The following is an 18,427-nucleotide window of genomic DNA, read 5'->3' on the forward strand; positions in this document are numbered from 1 at the left end:
GGCTGCGGCGCGGTCGTCACGTCGTCGGGTCGGTCAGGGCGTCCGGGCGGTCGCGGGCTCGTCGGTCTGCTCGCGTCCGGCCACGGAGTGCCGGTAGGAGTACACCGCATAGATGACGACGCCGATGACAAGCCACACCGCGAACCGCACCCAGGTCAGCGCGGTGAGGTTGAGCATGAGCCAGATGCAGGCGACGCCCGCGATGATCGGCAGCGCCGGGGACCACGGCACCTTGAAGCCGCGGGCCAGGTCGGGCCGACGCCTGCGGAGGATCGGGACGCCGAAGCTGACGAGGACGAACGCCGACAGCGTGCCGATGTTGATCATCTCCTCGAGGAGCTCGACGTCGGACAGGCCTGCGATCAGCGCGACCACGATGCCGGCACCGATCTGCAGGCGGGCGGGTGTCCGGAACCGCGGGGACGTGCGGGACATGCCGCGCGGCAGCAGCCCGTCGCGGCTCATCGCGAACACGACGCGCGTCAGGCCGAGCAGCAGCACCATGAGCACCGACGTGAGGCCCACGAGGATACCGACGCTGATGATCCGGCCCGCCCAGTCCGCGCCGACCAGCACGAACGCCGTCGTGAGGGACGGCGAGTCCGACGCGGCGAGGTCGGTGTACGACACCATCCCGGTGACCACGATCGTCACGAGGATGTAGAGCACGGTCACGACGGCGAGGCCGCCGAGGATGCCGCGCGGGATCGTGCGCTGCGGCTCGTGCGCCTCCTCCGCGGTCGTCGCGACGACGTCGAAGCCGATGAACGCGAAGAACACGAGCGCGGCGCCGGACAGGATGCCCATCACGCCGTACATCGAGGGGTCCATGCCGAGCAGGAACGCGGTGAGCGGCTGCTCCAGGGAGGACGCGCCCTCGGCCGGCTGCGACGGCGGCACGAACGGCGAGTAGTTGGCGGCGTTGACGTAGAAGAAGCCCGCGACGATGACGAACACCGTGATACCGACCTTGATGATCGTGAACACGCTGTTCACGCGCGCGCTGAGCTTGGTGCCGATCGCGAGCAGCGTCGTGAAGATCGCGACGATGACGACGGGCCCCCACTCCACGTCGACCGGGCCGAGCTCGAGCGTCGTCGGCACGTCGATGCCGAACAGCCCGAACGCGTCGGACAGGTAGACGCCCCAGAACTTCGCGATCACCGCTGCGGCCAGCAGCATCTCGAGGATCAGGTCCCAGCCGATGATCCACGCGACGAACTCGCCCATCGACGCGTACGAGAACGTGTACGCGGAGCCTGCGACGGGCAGCGTCGACGCGAACTCGGCGTAGCACATGATGGCGAGCGCGCAGACGATCGAGGCGATGACGAACGACAGGATGACCGCGGGGCCCGCGTAGTTCGCGGCGGCCGTCGCGCCGACCGAGAAGATGCCCGCGCCCACCGCGACGGCCACGCCCATGATCGCGAGGTCCCAGGCGGTGAGGTTCCGCTTGAGGTGGCGGTCCGGGTCCTCCGCGGAGGCGAGCGAGTCCTCCACGGACTTGCGTCGGAAGATGCTCGTCGACGTCGCCATCTCAGCCCCTTCGCCGGCGTGCGCTGACGTGGGACAGCATGCCGGGGATGCGTGTGCTCGGCACCCCGGCACGAGCGGCCTGTGGACACCGACGCGCGCTTCCGGGGCTGTGGACGGCTCAGTGTGTCAGCGGGTCGGACTCCCCTCCCGGGACCTGCGCACCATGCGGAGCACCGACGCGTCGACCACTGTCGCGAGCGCCGCACCCAGCCCGTACGCGAGCAGGTCGACCGGCACGAACGTCGTCCCCACGACGAACCGGCTCACCGGCACCGCCTGCACCAGCGCGGCCGGCGCTCCCGTCAGCTGCGCGAGCTCGACGGCGACGCACACGGCCGTCGCGACCGCGCCCGCCCGCCACGGCGCGACCCGGGGGCCCACGAGCAGCACGAGCACGTAGACGAGCGCCGCGTACAGCGCGTCACCCGTCGGATCGGCGACCGGTCCGGTCGCCCGCGTCGCGACGAGGAGCCCGGCGGCGACGACGACCGCGGCGGCCAGGAGCAGCGAACGGCGAGGTCGGGCAGGCACGCGCACACCCTAGGCAGGGCCGCGCGTGGCCCGGCCGGCGAGCGCGTGGAGGCACGGTGCAGGTCGGACGGACGATCGGCGCAGGCGGGAGCCGCCCCTCGGACCGCGAGACGGTCGCCGCACCCGACCTCGAGCCGACACGAGCAGGATGCGCCGCCGCTCGGACTGGGTGAGAGCGTGGCGCGACGGTGCTCCGGGCGGCGCGGACGTCACGCGGACGTGCAGGTGTCCGACGTCCCCTCGTAGACGGCGATCTTGCCCTCGATCGCGAGCAGGTGCGTGGCGACCTCGTCGAGCTGTGCACGGACGCGGTCCCGGTGCGCCCGCAGGAGTGCGAGCCGCGCGTCCTCGTTGCCCTCACCCGCGCGGACCAGGTCGGCGTACAGCCGGATCTCGCGCACCGGCATGCCCGTGGCCCGCAGCTTCGTGACGAGCCGGATCCACCCGAGGTCCTGCTCGGTGTACCGGCGGTGGCCGGACGCGGCCCGGTCGACGTTGTCGAGCAGCAGCCCGTCGCGCTCGTAGTAGCGCAGCGTGTGGGCCGTGAGGCCCGTGGCCTCCGCTGCCTCGGCGATGCTCAGGCTGACGCGCTCCGCGACGACGCTCATGGGTCCGATGGTGGCGCTTCGAGCGCACTCGAAGTCAAGACCACGGCCACGGTCGACGCCGAGCGGTCCGCCCGCTCCGCCGACCCGCTCTCGGCTCACCCGTCCTCCGCCCGCCCTCGGCTCACCCGCCCTCCGCCCGCTGCGCCGACCCACCCTCGGCTCACCCGCCCACCGGCCGCTGCCCGACCCACCCTCGGCCCACCGCCCGCTGCGCCGACCCGTCGTCTGCGCCGGCCGCCACGCGTCGAGGCCCGGCTCACACCCCCACCCCGCGCTCAGCCGACCCGCCCACAGCCCGCTCATGAGGAGTCTCATCCACCGCTCGCGACGGCGACGGCTCGAGCCCGCCGATCGCGGCGGAGGCTGCCTCCATGACCACGCGCGCCCACAGGCCTTGCACGAGCCCTCCGGTGGGCAGGAGCCGTCCGGCCCGCGGTCGGCACCCCCGCCCCCGTGCCCTTGGTCGCGCCCACGCTCACGCCGCGTCCGCGAGCGGGCTCGCCGCGTCGCGCATCCGGGCGGTGCGTCGGCACCTGCGCGCGCGTCGCACGTCGGTCGGCGTGCTCGTCCTGTGCGTCGCGCTCGGGACGGGGATCCCGGCGTGGACGCAGGCGCGCTCGTCGGCGCGCTACCCCGTGCACCCCGACGACCTCACGGTCGCGCGTGCCGCGCTCGCGGCGCTCGACGTGCGCGGACCGCCGCCGACCGACCCGTACGACCGTGACGCGTTCGGGCAGGCATGGGCCGACGTCGACCGCAACGGCTGCGACACCCGCAACGACGTCCTGCGGCGCGATCTCACCGACGTCGTGACCAAGCCCGGCACGCGCGACTGCCTCGTGCTCCGCGGGACCCTCGACGACCCGTACACCGGACGTCCGGTGGCGTTCGTGCGCGGTACGGCGTCCGGCGACGTCCAGATCGACCACGTCGTCGCGCTCGGGGACGCGTGGGCCGCCGGTGCGGCCGGGTGGACGGACACCGCGCGGACCGCGTTCGCGAACGACCCGGCGAACCTGCTCGCCGTCGACGGCGGGACCAACCAGGACAAGGGCGCCGCCGACGCGTCGCAGTGGTTGCCGCCGAACACGGGGTACCGCTGCGCGTACGCCGTGCGGCAGGTGCTCGTGAAGTCCGCGTACGACCTGTCCGTCACGCGCGACGAACGGCGAGCCCTCGCGCACGCCCTCGGCGGGTGCGCGACGACGTGAGAGCGCAGGACCCGACGGCGAGACGGCAGGACGCGCGGAGGGCGGGCGGACGCGCCGAGGCAGGTGGACGCAGAGGCGCGTGGGAGCGCGATGCCGGGTGGGTCTCAGGCGAGCTGGAGGCCGATCAGCCACGCGCCGCCGAACGCGAGGCACGCGAGGCAGACGAGGAGCAGGACACCGACCCAGAAGAGCCCCGGCAGGTGGGTCAGACGGCCCAGCATCCCGGCGTCGGAGACGTCGGAGCCGCCCCGGCGCCGGACGCGCCGCCGCCCGGACTGCATCTCGAGCACCGCCCGCGGAGCACCGAGAAGGAAGAACCACGTGACCAGGTAGGCGAACGTCGACTGCACCGCCGCCGAGCCCCACACCGTCACGCCGACGAGCACCGCCGCGCTGACGAGCACGGACCACAGGCCGTACCAGTTGCGGATCTGGACGAGCACGAGCGCCACGACGACCACGAGCAGCCAGAGGAGCGCGACGGCGTAACCCTGCGACAGCAACCACGCCGCACCGAGCCCGAGGAGCGCCGGTGCGGGGTAGCCCGCGGCGGCGGTCGCGACCATGCCGGGACCGCGGGGCTTGCCGACCGAGACCGTCAGGCCGGAGGTGTCGGAGTGCACCCGGATGCCGGACAGGCGTCGCCCGACGAGCACGGCGACGGCCGCGTGACCGGCCTCGTGGACGATGGTGAGCGCGTGCCGCGTGAGATGCCAGAGCTGCGGCACGACGAGCGCCAGCAGCACGACGGCGGCGGTGACGACCACGACGGCCGTGTCCGGCACGGGCAGCGGTGTGGTGACCGACTGCCACGTCTCGTTCCACCAGTCCACGGCTCTCCTCGGCGTCCCGCCCGCAGCGTGTCCGCAGGCAGGGGGACCCTACCGGCGACGCCTCAGGGCTGGGCGGTGAGCGTGACGTCCTCGCCCGTGGCGGTGACGCGTGCACCGTCGGGGACGACCTGCACGCTCGAGAGCACGAGCCCCTCGGGCAGGCCCGTCACCGGGACCTCGAGCCCGCGGAGACGGGACGCGACGCGCTCCGGGAGGTCGTCGACCGTGATCGTCAGCCCGCCCAGCGACATCTGCCCGACGTCGACGAGCAGCCGACCGCTCTCGACGCGCGGCTCGAGGGCCGCCGACAGCGCGACTCCGAGCACCTCGCCCGACGCGACCAGCGAGTCGCCGTCGACCGCGACCGTGACGTCGAGCTCCGCCTGCTCCGCGACGACCTGCTCGATGGTCGCGGTCGGAAGGGTCCCGGTGATCGAGCCGGTCGCGACCGTGTACGGCTCGGACGTGCTCACGCCCTGCGCGTCGAAGGTCACGTCCGTCGCGGTGAGACCGCCGTCGAGCGTCACGCCGTCGACGCTGCCGGTCACGTGGTCGAGCGAGCCGGCCAGCACCTGCGTGAGGAACGGGAACCCGTCGATCGCGACCGTCGGGGTCCCCGTGACGTCGAGGTTCGCCTGGACCGACTCGGCGGCGCGCCGCTCGGCCGTCGACGCCGCGACCCGGTCCGCGACCACGACCCCCGCGGCGAGCACCACGACCGTCGACACGACGACCGCGACCGCCCGCCCGCTCATCGGCCCGCCCCGGCCATGAGCACGGCCGCCTCAGGCGCTGCGTGCACGGCGGGCGCAGGTGCGCGGCTCGGGTCGGGGGTGGTCGCGGGCTCGGTCCGGGTGTGCACGCGCCCACCGTAGGGGCCCTGACCTCGGCGCACATCCGCAGGGCGCGCTCACCAGGTCCACCCGCGTGCGGCGAGCTCGACCTCCTCGCGGAACCGTTCGGCCGGGTCGCCCTTAGGGCGCGGGAGCACCTCGACCCCCGCCAGCCGGCACGCCTCGGCGAGCAGCTGGTCGTACGCGAGCTGGGACGCGATGATCCGCTCCGCCCGCGCGAAGGTGTGCGGGTCGAGCTCGAGCTCGCGCACGTGGTCCGCGACGGCGCCGAGCCGCTCCTGGACGCGCAGCGCGTCGAACGGGTTGGGCGGCACGGGGCGTACCGGACGCAGCCGGTGCGCCCAGCCTTCGAGCCGGTCGGCGAGCACGACGCGCCACCGCGGCGGCTCGTCGGCGCCGGGGAGGAGCGACCACAGGGCGCTGAAGACGAGCGCCGGCACGAAGAGCACTGCGGCCAGCAATACCCACGACATCGTGAGGTCCTTCGTCGACGCTTTCCCCCAGGCTAGGTGGCGCATGTGACGCACGCCACAGGTTCGGACGAACTGCCGGACCGCGGCCTGGACGACCTGCACGAGACCTCCGCCGCAGGTCGTCCCGCCCGGGCAGGTCGACCGACCGACACCCGCTCCGCGCCTCCCCCGGGCGCGGGGCGGTCATCCCGACCGGCGGGCGCGCGGGTTCGCGTCTGTCCTGCGAGCACTTCCGGGTCTCGACGGGCGAGCGCTCCGAGGGCTTGAACCGCGAGCGCGTCGGAGGCTCGCGTGTCGTGGGCTCCGCGCGTTCAGCCGGCGCGGACCGTGAGGGTGCTCGGACCGTGCGGGGTCGGGCGGACCTCGATGCGATCGGGGATCGCCTGCTTGAGCGTCTCAACGTGCGACACCACGCCGACGACCCGTCCGCCGGCGCGCAGCCGGCCGAGCTCCGCGAGCACCTGGTCGAGCGTGTGCGGGTCGAGCGAGCCGAACCCCTCGTCGACGAACAGGGTGCCGAGGTCGATCCCGCCCGCCTCGGCGCTCACCACGTCGGCGAGCCCGAGCGCGAGGCAGAGCGAGACGTAGAAGGTCTCGCCTCCCGACAGGGTGCGCGGGTCGCGCGGGTGCCCGGTCCGGTGGTCGACGACGCGCATCGACAGACCGGTGCGGCGCGTGCTGACGTCCTCCTTCACGTCGCTGCGCACGAGCTCGTACCGCCCGTCGGACATGCCGAGCAGCCGGTCGTTCGCGGCCGCGACGACGTCCTCGAACCGACGGGTGAGCACGTAGGTGGCGAGCGAGAGGGCGTGCGCGTTGTCGCTACCGGTCCCACCGGCGACCGCGGCGAGCCGTGCGATCGGCGCGTGGTCGGCGGTCCGCTCGACGAGCACGCGCGCGGCGGCGGCGACCGAGGCGGTGGCCGCCTCGACGGCGTCGGCCCGGTCGCGTGCGCTGCGCGCCTCCCCGGCTGCGGCCTCGTGGTCGAGTCGCGCGACGCGCTCGACCTCGCGTGCGGCGGCCAGGTCGACCACGAGGTCGTCGGGCAGGTCCGCGAGCGTGCCGTCCGCGAGGCCCGCCTGCACGCGCGCGACCGCGGCGAGGTACGCCTCGACGGTCGACGTCAGCTCGTTGAGCACCGCGGGCTCCAGGAGGGCGTCGCGCGCCTCGTCGGCGTCCGCGAAGCCGTGCTCAGCCAGCGCGTCGGCGAGCTCGGTGCGGCGCACCGTGTCGTCGGTGTGCGCCTGCTCGACGGCGACCAGCGCGTCGGCGAGCGCGCCTGCGGAGGCGGCCCGTCCCCGGAGCGCGGCGTGCCGGGCGGCGACCGTCGGGTGGCCGGCGCGCGCCTCGACCACGTCGGCCTCGGCCGCGTCGAGCTGCTGGACGAGCGCCTCGACGCGCACCTCGGCGGCGGCGAGCGCGGTGACCGCCTGCTGCCGCTGCTCCGTCCGTCGGGAGGTCTCCGCGTCATGGCCCTCGACGTCGCGGGTGAGGCGTTCGGCCTTCGTGACAGCCGCACGGGCGGCGGCCAGCGACTCGTGCGCCGCCGAGAGCCGCGTCGCGACGTCCTCGGCCGTGGCGCCGTCGACCTGGCGGACCAGGGCGGCGACCTGCTCGGCGCACCGCACGACCTCGGCCTCGGCCGTCCGCACGTCACGCTCCGCGGCGACCCGCGCGTCCTCCGCCTGCTGTACCGCGTCCGCGGTGACGTGGTCGACCCCGAGCGCGGCCTTCGTCGGGTGCTCGACGGCCCCGCACACCGGGCACGGGTCGCCGTCCGCGAGCGCCGATGCGAGCTCACCGGCCAGGCCGGCGATCCGCGTGGTCCGCAGCGCAGCCTCAGCCTTGACGGCGCCCGCGGCGGCGCGTGCCGTGACCGCCAGGTGCCGTTCCGCAGCCGTGTGCCGATCGGTGACGTCGTCGAGCGCGACGAGCGCGGCCGCGACCTGCGCGAGCGCGTCGACGGCGGCAGCCCTCTCGGGCACGCACGCGGCGAGGTCCGCTGCCGCGCGGTGCGCGTCGACGAGCGCGGTCCTCTCGTGCGCGCGCGTCGCCAGCCAGGTGTCGTGCACGGCGATCTCCGCACGAAGGTCGTCGACCGTCGCGCGGAGCGCGCGCACCTCCTGCCGACGGGCCTCGAGCCCAGCCTCGACCGCGACGAGCCGCTCCACGGCTGCCGCCTGGCCCACCGACTCCTCGCGCGCCGCGTCGAGCAGCCGACGTCGCTCGACCGTCGGCGGCACCGCCTCGACCGTGAGGTCGTCGAAGAGGGTCGGCTGCGCCGATCCGTCGGTCCCGCGGTCCGCCAGCCGGGTGCGCCCCGCCCGGACACCCACCGACTCGCCGGTCGTCGCGGTGCCTCCGCGCGACAGAGCGACGGCCTCCTCGGCGCCAGGCGGTGACCCGTCGGGATCAGCAGCGTCGGGCCCGGACCACCGCGCGAGGCCCGCCAGGTCGGAGGGTGCCGCGTCGATCGCGGCGTCGAGCGCCTTGACTGCCGACTCCAGGGCGACGCGCGCGTCGTCGGACCGGCGGAGCAGCGGCCGCACGGCCTGCGCGGCACGTGCGGTCGTGAGGCGCGCCTGGGTGTCACGGTGCACGGGCGCGGCCACGTCGAGCGCGGCCTGCTCGGCGCGGAGCGTGTCGCGGCGGCGCAGCAGGTGGTCGGTGCGGGTCGCCTCGTCGAGCGCCGTGCGCGCGTCGGCGCGCCGATGCTCGGCGGACGACGCCCTGGCCTCGGCGGCGACCGCCGCGTCGGTCACGGTGGCCGTGAGGGCCCCGACGGCACCGTCCACCGCGTCGACGGTGCCCGTGGCGACGGCCTGGTCGAGCTCGAGCCGGAGCGCGTCGGCCGCGTCGCTGTCGAGCCGCGCCGCGCCCACGAGGTGCGCCGCGGCGGTGGTGAGTCCGGCGCGTGCGGTCGTCACGGCCTCGGCCGACTCGCGCCGCAGCTCGACGAGCCGCCGGCCGATCCGGTCGTACACCTCGGTGCCGAAGATCTTCTGCAGGAGCGCGCGGCGCTGCTCGGGGTCGGCGCGCAGGAACCGCGCGAACTCGCCCTGCGGCAGCACGATCGTCTGCACGAACTGGGTACGGTCGAGCCCGACCACGCGCTGCAGCTCGGCACCGGCCTCGTCCAGCCGGGTCGACAGCACCTCGCCGGTGGGGACGTCGTCGAGGTCGCCGCTGCCGTCGTCGTCGGGCGCGAGCCGCCACAGCGTGATGGACGGCTGCTGCCGCACGGTCCCGGTGCCGCGCTTCTTGGGACGGTCGTAGCCGGGGCTGCGCCGCACCCGGTACACGCCCGACGCGACCTCGAAGGTGAGGTCGACGACCGTCGGGACGTCGTCGGCGGCGTAGGCGGACCGCAGCCGGTCGTCGCTCGCGTCGGCGGACGCGACCTTGCCGTAGAGCGCGAACACCACGGCGTCGATCAGGGTCGACTTGCCCGAACCGGTCGGGCCGTCGAGGAGGAACAGCCCCGATGCGGCGAGCGCGGCGAAGTCGACGGTGTGCCGACCGGCGAACGGCCCGAGGGCCTGCACGGTGAGCGTGCGCAGCTGCATCAGGCGCTCCGCTCCGCGGCCAGCACGTCCTCGTAGGCGCGGCGCAGGACGTCGATCTCGACGTCCGTGGCGTCGGCGCCCGTGACGTGCCGGACGAACTGCGCGGCGACGTCGACCGGGTCGTGCGCCGCGGTCACGAGCGTCGCGCCCGTCGACCGCACGTGCTCGGGAGCACGGTGCTGGACGACCAGGGCGTGCGGGAACCGCTGCGTGACGCGGCGGTAGAGGTCGGTCGGGCGGTGCGTGTCGGTCACGGTGACGCGGACCCAGTCGTCGACGTGCGGCTCGCCCGCGGCGCCGAGCAGGTCGTCCAGCGTGCCCGTGACCTCGGCGAGCCGGCGCGCGACGGGCGCGGGCACGAGCTCGACGGACGGCTGGTCGACGGAGAGGTCGACCAGCGCGGTCGACTTCGTGTGCCGCAGCTCGGAGAACGAGTACGCGAGCGGCGACCCGGAGTACCGCAGCGTGGTGCCGTCGGGGCCGGCGACCCGCTGCGGGCCGTGCAGGTGGCCGAGCGCCACGTAGTCGACGCCGGCGAACGCACCGGCGGGGACGTGCTCGACGCCGCCGACCGCGAGGTCGCGCTCGGACTCGCAGGCCACGCCGCCCACGACGAACGCGTGCGCCGCGACGACGCTGCGGACACGCCGCCCACGACCGACCGAGCGGCGTGCGTCGACGTCGGCCCGCACCCGCCGCATCGCGGCGCCGACCACGGCCTCGTGCGACCGCGCCGGCACGCGCCGCTCGCCGTCGGGGCCGTCCTCGGTCAGCGCACCGCGCACGGTGTCGGGGTCGAGGTACGGCAGGCCGTAGACGAGCAGCTCGCCGTCGTCGGACCCGAGCGCGACGGGCTCGTGCAGACCGGCGACGCGGGTGCGCAGCCGGACGCGCTCGCGCATGAGCGCCGACCCGAAGCCGAGGCGGGTCGCGGAGTCGTGGTTGCCGGACGTCACGACGACGGTGGTGTGCTCCGACAGCCGCGCGAGCGTGTCGGACAGGAGGCTCACGGCCTCCACGGGCGGGATCGCGCGGTCGTACACGTCGCCCGCGACGACGACGGCCGCGACGGGCTCGGCGCGCACGACCTCGACCAGGTGGTCGAGGTAGGCCGCCTGGTGGTCGAGGAGGTCGACCCCGTGCAGCGTCCGACCGAGGTGCCAGTCGGAGGTGTGCAGGATCCGCATGCCGAGGACGCTAACCGCCGCGTCCGACACGACGGCCCAGGCGGTCCGGAGCGTCGTGGACGCGCGCGTGTGATCCCGGGCTGTGGACGGCTCGCGCCCGCCGCGCGGTCGCCGGGTCAGCCGCGCTGGAGCGCGGCCGGTGGGTCAGGCGGGCTCGGGCACCGCGAGGGGCGGCTCGGCGGCGAACTCGTCGCCCATGCCGATCATCTCGAGCACGTCGCGCAGCACGCGGTGCGGGTCCTGCAGCGTCACGGGGATGCCGGCCTCGCGGGCGGCGAGGTGCAGCTGGAGGACGAAGGCGATGCCGGAGGAGTCGATGAACGTGGCGTGCGTGGTGTCGACCACGACGGGGTCACCGCTGATGAGGGCGCGGGCCATGGTCGCGCTCGCCTCGTCGCGCAGCGCGGCGTCGACCTCCCCGACGAGGACGACGACCGTGCGGCCGTCCTGCTCGTCGACCCGGATCGTCCCGGCGGCGGCGGTGTGGTCGATCAGCTCCATGGCTCCTCACTCCTGCACGTCCGGACCAGGGGGCCCGGCGGCCTGACGACGGTATCTGCCATCGCCGACGCCGCCACTCGAGAGCCCCAACGGCCGCCGGTCGAGATACGTTCCCCGCGCGCCGCGCCCGTTCCGCGGTGTTCGTCAAGAATCGACCGCTCGCCACGTCAGGTCAAGGCTGAGTCGGACGCCTGTACAGCACCGGTCAAAGATCGACACAAGTCCACCCCGCACCGGTCAACGCGCGGTCAGGCCTCCGGCTCGGTGACGTCCGCCACGGTCGCGTCGAGCGCGCGCACCAGGTCCGTCCCGTCGACTGTCGCAGCGACGCCGTGCGCACCCGCCCCGATCGACACCGACCGGTCCGGGACGCGCGAGTCGGCGACCACCGGCCACGCCGTCAGGGACCCGAACGGTGTGATCGTGCCGCGCTCGTACCCGGTGACGTCACGTGCGGTCGCCGCGTCCGGCATCGAGAGCCGGCTCACGCCGAGCAGGGCGCGCAGCTTGGGCCACGAGATGGTCCGGTCGCCGGGCACGAGGACGAAGAGGAAGTCGTCGTCACCGCGCCGCACGACGATCGTCTTGACGACGGCGGCGGGCTCGACGCCCCGCGCGGCGGCGGCCTCGGCCAGCGACCGCACGGGACCGTGCCGGGTGATCGCGTACCCGATGCCGGACGCCTCGAGCGCCGCCGCCGAGCGCCGCTCACCGTCGGACACCTCGCGCGCCTCGAACACCTCGCGCGCCGCGCCCGCGGCCGCCTCCTGCACGTCGCCGGACCCGGCCGTCTCGCTCATCCGGCCACTGTAGGGGCGTCGGCCCAGCGCGCACGTCCCTCCTGCACGACGAGGTGCGGCCCCGTCCAGCGTCGCCGCAGCCACCGGTCGTGCGTCGCGACGACGACGGCGCCGGGCGACACCTCGAGCGCGTCGACGAGCTCGTCGGCGAGCCGGACCGACACGTGGTTGGTCGGCTCGTCGAGCAGCAGGACGCCGGGCGTCCGGGCGACGAGCAGCGCGAGCACGACGCGTCGACGCTGCCCGACGGACAGCTCCCGCAGCGGCCGGTCGACGTCGCGCGGCGCGACGAGCCCGAGGTCGACGAGCCGCACGGGAGCGGGCAGATCGGCCGTCACCGCGTCGAACAGGGCCCGGGGGGTGCGCGCGTCGTCGGCGAGGCCCACGTCCTGCTCGAGCAGCGCGACCTCGACGCCGCGCGCCCGCTGCACCGACCCGCGTGCCGGGGCGAGGTCGCCCGCGAGCAGGTGCAGCAGCGTGGACTTCCCCGCACCGTTCGGGCCGCTCACCAGCACCTTGGTCCCGGCCGCGAGGTCCAGCGACGGGACGACGAGCCGCCCCGGCACCTCGGCGTCGCGGACCTGCAGCACGAGCCCGCCCGCCGCACCCGACCAGGACGCCGGCACCGCGAACCGCAGCGGCGGCGGAGGCTTGCGGACGTGGTCGCGCGTGAGCTCGTCGAGCCGCCGCTGCGCGTCGCGGACCCGCCGCGACACCTGCTGCTCGACGCGCGCGCCCTGCGCGTCGTAGTCCATCTTGAAGTTGTTGCCGAGCTCGCGGCCGTACCCGACCTGCCGGGCGGTGACCCGCACCGAGTGCCGCAGCCGCGCCAGCTCCTCGCGCTCGTCCTTCCACCGCTCCTCCCAGCGTGCGCGCTCGACGCGCTTGGCCGCGAGGTAGTCCGTGAACGTGCCGCCGTACCGCGTCGGGCCGTCGAGCGACGGGTCGAGGTCGAGGATCTCGGTGCACGTCTCGTCGAGGAACACGCGGTCGTGGCTCGTCAGCACCACCGCGCCGGGCAGCGCCCGCAGGGCACCCGCGAGGTACTCGGCGGCCGCGTCGTCGAGGTGGTTGGTCGGCTCGTCGAGCAGCACGGCAGCAGGGCTGCGGACCAGCAGCGCCGCGAGCGCCAGCCGCGAACGTTGGCCCCCGGACATGCGCACCGTCGGACGGGACGGCTCGACGTCCGCCAGGCCGAGCCCGACGAGGGCCAGCTCCGCCCGCCGGTCGGCGTCCCACACGCCCGCCAGCTCGGCGGCCAGGAGCGCGGCCGCGTACGCGTCGTCGGCACCGGGGACGTCGTCCGCGAGCGCCGACGACGCCCGTTCGAGCGCCTGCTCGACGGCCCGCACGTCCGCGAGCGCGGCGGCCATGACGTCGGCGACGGTGTCCGTCGCGGCGAAGGTCGGCTCCTGCGTGAGCAGCTCGAGCGCGGCGGGGCGGGTCACGTCGCCGCTGTCGGGCGGCTCGACGCCCGCGAGCAGGCGCAGCAGCGTCGACTTGCCGATGCCGTTCTCCCCGACGACGCCGAGGCGGTGGCCGGGGTCGACGTCGAGGTCGACGCCGGACAGCACGGGACGCCCGTCGTAGGAACGGGTCAGGGCACGGGCACGGAGGACTGGGTTCATGCGATCACCACCGGGGTGCGCCGGCGTCGTGGCAGCACGACGGGCGCGGGAGTCGGGAGAGGGACTCGGCGCGGTGGTCAGATCAGCACCCGGGCACGGTAGGCAGGGTGGCCGCGGGCGCGCCACCCCATTTCCGCCGCCCCGCGCTGGGGCGACGACGCGAGGGGCGGGCGCCCCGGCGGCGAGCGCCCCTCACGCCGACCCCTGTCCGGTGGCCTCACCAGGCGCGACGCACGAGCATGGCGGCATGCCGACCACCCCCGGACGTCGCCCGTGATCGCGAGCCTGCTGCTGGGCGTGCTCCTCATGAACGTGCTCGCGCTCGGGCTCGTCGTGGCCCGCGGCCCGGTGTTCGGCACGCGCGTGTACCGGCCGATGCTGCTCAACCTCGGGCTCTCCGCGGCACCGCTGCTGGTCCTGCTGCTGTCGTACGCGCTGATCTTCCTGATCCCGGTCGGCGTGCCGCGCTCCGTCGTGCTGCCGCTCGTCGGCATGCTCCTCCTCGTCTGGCTGCTGCTCCTGCCCAACGCGGGCTACCTCGTCACCGAGCTCAACCTCAGCCACCGGCGCGACGGCGACGGGGTGCCGATGTGGTTCGACGTCGTGCTCGTGATCTCGCTCGCGATGGCCGGCGTCCTCAACACCGTGCTCAACGTGCTGCTGGTGCAGCTGGAGTTCGCGATCACGCGGCACGGCGACACCGCCTCGTCCCTGCTCGCGGGCGACACGCTCGTGCTCGTCGCGGTGGTCCTGCTGCTCGTGTCGTTCGGCATGTACCTGGGCCGGCACCTGCGCCTCAACAGCTGGGACGTCGCGCGGCCGTGGCGGGTCGTGAGCAGGACGGTCACGCACCTGCGCGAGCCGCGCGCGGCGGGTCAGGCGACGGCGTTCACGCTCCTGTACGCGCTGTTCTTCGCCGTCATGTACGTCGCCGTCGCGGGTCCCGTCATCCAGGCGCTGGTGCTGCTCGAGCAATGAGCGCGCGGGCTGCGCGGAGCACCTGGGAGAATCGTGCGTCGTGACCACCAGCGAGCCGTCGACCGGGCGCCCGTCCGGCCCGCGCCGGCGCGGGGGTCGCGGCGGTGGTCGCGGTCGGCGGCCAGACGAGGCGCGGCGTCCTGACGAGGCACGACGGCCCGATGAGGCACGACGCCCCGACGAGGGTCGGCAGCCCGGCCAGCGTGCGCGCGGCGGCCACCAGCACGACCGGCGACGCGACGACGAGCGCGCGCAGGCCCGTCGGGCCCGTGCCGCGGCGATCCGTGAGCAGGTCGTCGTCCCGCCGATCGTCTACCCGGAGGCCCTGCCGGTCAGCGCGCGGCGCGACGAGATCGCCGCCGCGATCCGCGACCACCAGGTCGTCGTCGTCGCAGGCGAGACGGGCTCCGGGAAGACGACGCAGCTGCCGAAGATCGCGCTCGACCTGGGTCGCGGACGGGCCGGGCAGATCGGCCACACGCAGCCCCGCCGGATCGCCGCCCGGTCGGTCGCGGAGCGCATCGCGGAGGAGGTCGGCACGCCGCTCGGCGAGCTCGTCGGGTACCAGGTGCGCTTCACGGACACGTCGTCGGACGAGACGCTCGTCAAGGTCATGACGGACGGCATCCTGCTCGCGCAGATCCAGCGCGACCCGATGCTGTGGGCGTACGACACGCTCATCATCGACGAGGCGCACGAGCGCTCGCTCAACATCGACTTCATCCTCGGCTACCTGACGCGGCTGCTGCCGCAGCGGCCCGACCTCAAGGTCGTCATCACGTCGGCGACGATCGACTCGGCCCGCTTCGCGCAGCACTTCGCCGGGCCGCCGACGCCCGAGCACCCCGACGGCGTGCCCGCTCCCGTCGTCGAGGTCAGCGGCCGCACGTACCCCGTCGAGATCCGGTACCGCCCCCTGTCGCCGGACGTCGAGGCACCCGCGGAGGACGCCGGACGCCGCGCGCGGGCGAAGGCGACCGAGGACCGCGACCTCATGACCGCGATCACCGAGGCCGTCGACGAGCTGTCCGCCGAGGGGCCGGGCGACATCCTCGTGTTCCTGTCCGGCGAGCGGGAGATCCGCGACGCGGAGGACGCGCTGCGCACGTCGCTCGGCGCGCGCGTCAGCGACCCGCGCCACCCGCAGGCCGTCGAGCTGCTGCCGCTGTACTCGCGCCTGTCCGCCGCCGAGCAGCACCGGGTCTTCGAGCAGCACGCGGCCCGACGCGTCGTGCTCTCCACGAACGTCGCCGAGACGTCGCTCACCGTGCCCGGCGTCCGGTACGTCGTCGACCCGGGTACCGCGCGCATCTCGCGGTGGTCGAAGGCGACGAAGGTGCAGCGGCTGCCGATCGAGCCGATCTCGCAGGCGTCGGCCAACCAGCGGTCCGGGCGGTGCGGGCGCGTCGCCGACGGCATCGCGATCCGGCTGTACTCGCAGGACGACTTCGCGTCGCGGCCGATGTACACCGAGCCCGAGATCCTGCGCACGTCGCTCGCCTCGGTGATCCTGCAGATGATCGCGGTGGGGGTCGCTGCGTCACCCGACGACGTGACCGACTTCCCGTTCGTCGACCCGCCCGACGTGCGGGCCGTGCGCGACGGCGTGCAGCTGCTGACCGAGCTCGGGGCGCTGGAGACGGTGCCGGTCGCCGACGAGTCCGGCCGCACCTCGAACGTCACGCGCCTCACCGACACCGGCCGGGCCCTCGCGCAGCTGCCGATGGACCCGCGGCTCGCGCGCATGATCGTCGAGGGCGGCCGGCGGGGCGTCGCGCGCGAGGTCATGGTGATCGCCGCCGCGCTGTCGATCCAGGACCCGCGCGAGCGTCCCGCCGAGGAGCGCGACCGCGCCGACCAGCTGCACGGCCGGTTCGCCGACCCGACGTCCGACCTCCTCGCGTACCTCAACCTCTGGCAGTACCTGCGCGAGCAGCAGCGCGAGCTGTCCGGCAACGCGTTCCGGCGGCGGTGCCGGTCGGAGCACCTCAACTACCTGCGCATCCGCGAGTGGCAGGACGTGGTCACGCAGCTCCGCGAGCTCGCGAAGCCGCTGGGCATCCACGTGTCGCCGCTGCGTCCGGGCTCGTCGTCGGCCGGTGCGACCTCGGCCGCTTCGGCGGCGACCTCCGCGGTCGACGGCTCGACATCCGCTCCCGGAGGCGATGACTCCGCCGCCGGCGGAGGTCACGGTCCCGACGACACCGCCCGCGGCGCGCTGCGGCTCGAGTGGGACGCCGACCGCATCCACGTGAGCGTGCTGTCCGGGCTGCTGTCGCACATCGGCATGCAGGAGGCGACGGAGGTCGCCGCTCCCGCGCGCAGCGGCCAGCAGTCCGGGCGCGGGCGTCGGCCCGACCGGCGGGCGCGCAACGAGTACCTGGGCGCGCGCGGGGCGCGGTTCGCGATCTTCCCGGGGTCGGGCCTCGCGAAGCGGCCGCCGTCGTGGGTCATGGCCGCCGAGCTCGTCGAGACGTCCCGCCTGTGGGCGCGCGACGCGGCACGCATCCAGCCCGAGTGGGCCGAGGAGGTCGGCGCGCACCTCGTCAAGCGCACCTACTCGGAGCCCGCGTGGTCGTCGAAGCAGGGCGCGGCGACCGCGTCGGAGAAGGTCCTGCTGTACGGCGTGCCGATCGTCGCGCAGCGCCGCGTCCTGTACGCCAAGGTCGACCCCGAGCACGCGCGCGAGCTGTTCGTGCGGCACGCGCTCGTGCAGGGCGAGTGGACGACGCACCACCAGTTCTTCCACGAGAACCGGCGGCTGCTCGCCGAGGCCGAAGGGCTGGAAGCGCGGGCCCGGCGCCGCGACCTGGTCGTCGACGACGACGTCCTGTTCGCGTTCTACGACGAGCGCGTCCCGTCCGACGTCGTGTCCGCGCGGCACTTCGACCAGTGGTGGAAGGGCGCCCGCCGACGCGACCCGGACCTGCTGACGTTCACGCGCGAGCTGCTGGTCGCCGACGACGCCGACGCGATCGACGAGTCCGCGTTCCCGTCGCGCTGGCCGCAGGGCGACCTGCGCCTGCCGCTGACCTATCAGTTCCAGCCCGGCACCGAGGCCGACGGCGTGACAGTGCACGTCCCGATCACGGCCCTGGCCCGGCTGACCCCCGACGGCTTCGACTGGATGGTGCCCGGCCTGCGCGAGGAGCTCGTCACCGCGACCATCCGGTCGCTGCCCAAGCCCGTGCGCGTGCAGCTCGTGCCCGCGCCCGACGTCGCGCGGTCCGTCGAGGCGTGGCTGCGCGCGCACACCGCGTCGTGGGAGGACACCGTCCGCGCCGGCGACGCGGCACCGTCGTTCCGCGAGCTGTTCCGGCAGGCCGTCCGGGCGGTGCGCGACGTCGACGTGCCCGACGACGCGTTCGACGACGAGAAGCTGCCGCCGCACCTGCGCATGACGTTCCGCGTCGTCGGGGACCGCGGGGGCGTCGTCGACGAGGGCAAGGACCTGCTGGTCCTGCAGCGGCGGCTCGCGTCGCGCACGCAGGAGGCGGTCGACGCGGCCGTCCGGACCGCGGTGCGCGCCGCGATGGAGGAGGCACGCGCGTCCGCCGGCCGGCCGGGTGCCGCGGGGTCGGGTCCTGCAGGGCAGGCCGGGTCGGGTGGCGCGGCCGGAGGCCGCGGGAAGACCGGCGATGACGGACGCGCCGGGGCGGTCGGCGCTGCGGCCGCGCAGGGTGCCGGCGCCGGTCCCGGCCGGGGCGCGGTCCCGACG

14 protein-coding genes are annotated in these 18,427 nt (G+C 74.9%); 3 read left to right on the top strand and 11 right to left on the bottom strand.

The annotated features are described in order from the left end of the window. Window positions 1–33: 33 nt before the first annotated feature. From CTKZ_RS04210 to CTKZ_RS04220, 3 genes are all read right to left on the bottom strand, one after another. On the bottom strand, window positions 34–1,539 hold the full coding sequence (locus CTKZ_RS04210) for an amino acid permease (protein ID WP_124341766.1): 1,506 nt from the start codon (window positions 1,537–1,539) through the stop codon (window positions 34–36). Between the two features lie 126 nt (window positions 1,540–1,665). Further along, complete coding sequence (locus CTKZ_RS04215; protein ID WP_124341767.1) at window positions 1,666–2,070, bottom strand: DUF2809 domain-containing protein; 405 nt, start codon at window positions 2,068–2,070, stop codon at window positions 1,666–1,668. Between the two features lie 209 nt (window positions 2,071–2,279). Further along, window positions 2,280–2,678 carry a MerR family transcriptional regulator gene (locus tag CTKZ_RS04220; protein ID WP_124341768.1) on the bottom strand — a complete coding sequence of 133 codons (399 nt, stop codon included), beginning with the start codon at window positions 2,676–2,678 and terminating at the stop codon, window positions 2,280–2,282. Between the two features lie 521 nt (window positions 2,679–3,199). Between CTKZ_RS04220 and CTKZ_RS04225 the strand changes: the two genes are divergently transcribed. After that, the gene (locus tag CTKZ_RS04225; RefSeq protein WP_235843305.1) at window positions 3,200–3,889 is read left to right on the top strand and encodes an HNH endonuclease family protein; all 690 of its coding nucleotides are present in this window, start codon (window positions 3,200–3,202) and stop codon (window positions 3,887–3,889) included. Window positions 3,890–3,993: 104 nt separating this feature from the next. On the opposite strand, the gene CTKZ_RS04230 is transcribed toward CTKZ_RS04225, so the two are convergent. The 8 genes from CTKZ_RS04230 to CTKZ_RS04265 all read right to left on the bottom strand — a co-directional run bounded on the left by CTKZ_RS04230 (window position 3,994) and on the right by CTKZ_RS04265 (window position 13,731). Then, window positions 3,994–4,722 carry a M50 family metallopeptidase gene (locus tag CTKZ_RS04230; protein WP_124341770.1) on the bottom strand — a complete coding sequence of 243 codons (729 nt, stop codon included), beginning with the start codon at window positions 4,720–4,722 and terminating at the stop codon, window positions 3,994–3,996. A 62-nt stretch (window positions 4,723–4,784) separates the two neighbouring features. Then, a complete protein-coding gene (locus tag CTKZ_RS04235) occupies window positions 4,785–5,477 on the bottom strand; it encodes an LmeA family phospholipid-binding protein (RefSeq protein WP_124341771.1) in 693 nt (230 codons plus the stop codon). 155 nt (window positions 5,478–5,632) lie between these two features. Then, entirely contained in the window at window positions 5,633–6,049 is a 417-nt protein-coding gene (locus CTKZ_RS04240; RefSeq protein WP_124341772.1) for a hypothetical protein, read from the bottom strand. 311 nt (window positions 6,050–6,360) lie between these two features. After that, a complete protein-coding gene (locus CTKZ_RS04245; protein ID WP_124341773.1) occupies window positions 6,361–9,615 on the bottom strand; it encodes an AAA family ATPase in 3,255 nt (1,084 codons plus the stop codon). Then, the gene (locus CTKZ_RS04250) at window positions 9,615–10,802 is read right to left on the bottom strand and encodes an exonuclease SbcCD subunit D (protein ID WP_124341774.1); all 1,188 of its coding nucleotides are present in this window, start codon (window positions 10,800–10,802) and stop codon (window positions 9,615–9,617) included. The genes CTKZ_RS04245 and CTKZ_RS04250 overlap by 1 nt, the downstream gene beginning before the upstream one ends. Window positions 10,803–10,946: 144 nt before the next feature. Continuing rightward, window positions 10,947–11,303 (bottom strand): STAS domain-containing protein, encoded by a 357-nt coding sequence (locus CTKZ_RS04255; protein WP_124341775.1) that lies wholly within the window; start codon window positions 11,301–11,303, stop codon window positions 10,947–10,949. A 248-nt stretch (window positions 11,304–11,551) separates the two neighbouring features. Further along, entirely contained in the window at window positions 11,552–12,103 is a 552-nt protein-coding gene (locus tag CTKZ_RS04260; protein ID WP_124341776.1) for an aminoacyl-tRNA deacylase, read from the bottom strand. Then, complete coding sequence (locus tag CTKZ_RS04265; RefSeq protein ID WP_124341777.1) at window positions 12,100–13,731, bottom strand: ABC-F family ATP-binding cassette domain-containing protein; 1,632 nt, start codon at window positions 13,729–13,731, stop codon at window positions 12,100–12,102. The genes CTKZ_RS04260 and CTKZ_RS04265 overlap by 4 nt, the downstream gene beginning before the upstream one ends. Window positions 13,732–14,004: 273 nt before the next feature. Here CTKZ_RS04265 and CTKZ_RS04270 point away from each other — a divergent pair, with 273 nt between their 5' ends. Together CTKZ_RS04270 and hrpA are read left to right on the top strand one after the other, a co-directional pair. Next, window positions 14,005–14,709 (top strand): DUF1361 domain-containing protein, encoded by a 705-nt coding sequence (locus CTKZ_RS04270; protein ID WP_124341778.1) that lies wholly within the window; start codon window positions 14,005–14,007, stop codon window positions 14,707–14,709. Window positions 14,710–14,749: 40 nt separating this feature from the next. Then, window positions 14,750–18,427 (top strand): ATP-dependent RNA helicase HrpA (gene hrpA / locus CTKZ_RS04275; RefSeq protein WP_124341779.1); only part of this gene is annotated, 3,678 nt, incomplete at its 3' end.

It is taken from the genome of Cellulomonas algicola (assembly GCF_003851725.1).
GTDB lineage: Bacteria > Actinomycetota > Actinomycetes > Actinomycetales > Cellulomonadaceae > Cellulomonas > Cellulomonas algicola.

Excerpts from the sequence above, each read along its gene's own strand:
- CTKZ_RS04255 (WP_124341775.1), bottom strand. The coding sequence starts at position 11,303 with ATGGAGCTGATCGACCACACCGCCGCCGCCGGGACGATCCGGGTCGAC.
- CTKZ_RS04235 (WP_124341771.1), bottom strand. The coding sequence starts at position 5,477 with ATGAGCGGGCGGGCGGTCGCGGTCGTCGTGTCGACGGTCGTGGTGCTC.
- CTKZ_RS04210 (WP_124341766.1), bottom strand. The coding sequence starts at position 1,539 with ATGGCGACGTCGACGAGCATCTTCCGACGCAAGTCCGTGGAGGACTCG.
- CTKZ_RS04260 (WP_124341776.1), bottom strand. The coding sequence starts at position 12,103 with ATGAGCGAGACGGCCGGGTCCGGCGACGTGCAGGAGGCGGCCGCGGGC.
- CTKZ_RS04250 (WP_124341774.1), bottom strand. The coding sequence starts at position 10,802 with ATGCGGATCCTGCACACCTCCGACTGGCACCTCGGTCGGACGCTGCAC.
- CTKZ_RS04245 (WP_124341773.1), bottom strand. The coding sequence starts at position 9,615 with ATGCAGCTGCGCACGCTCACCGTGCAGGCCCTCGGGCCGTTCGCCGGT.
- CTKZ_RS04220 (WP_124341768.1), bottom strand. The coding sequence starts at position 2,678 with ATGAGCGTCGTCGCGGAGCGCGTCAGCCTGAGCATCGCCGAGGCAGCG.
- CTKZ_RS04240 (WP_124341772.1), bottom strand. The coding sequence starts at position 6,049 with ATGTCGTGGGTATTGCTGGCCGCAGTGCTCTTCGTGCCGGCGCTCGTC.
- CTKZ_RS04265 (WP_124341777.1), bottom strand. The coding sequence starts at position 13,731 with ATGAACCCAGTCCTCCGTGCCCGTGCCCTGACCCGTTCCTACGACGGG.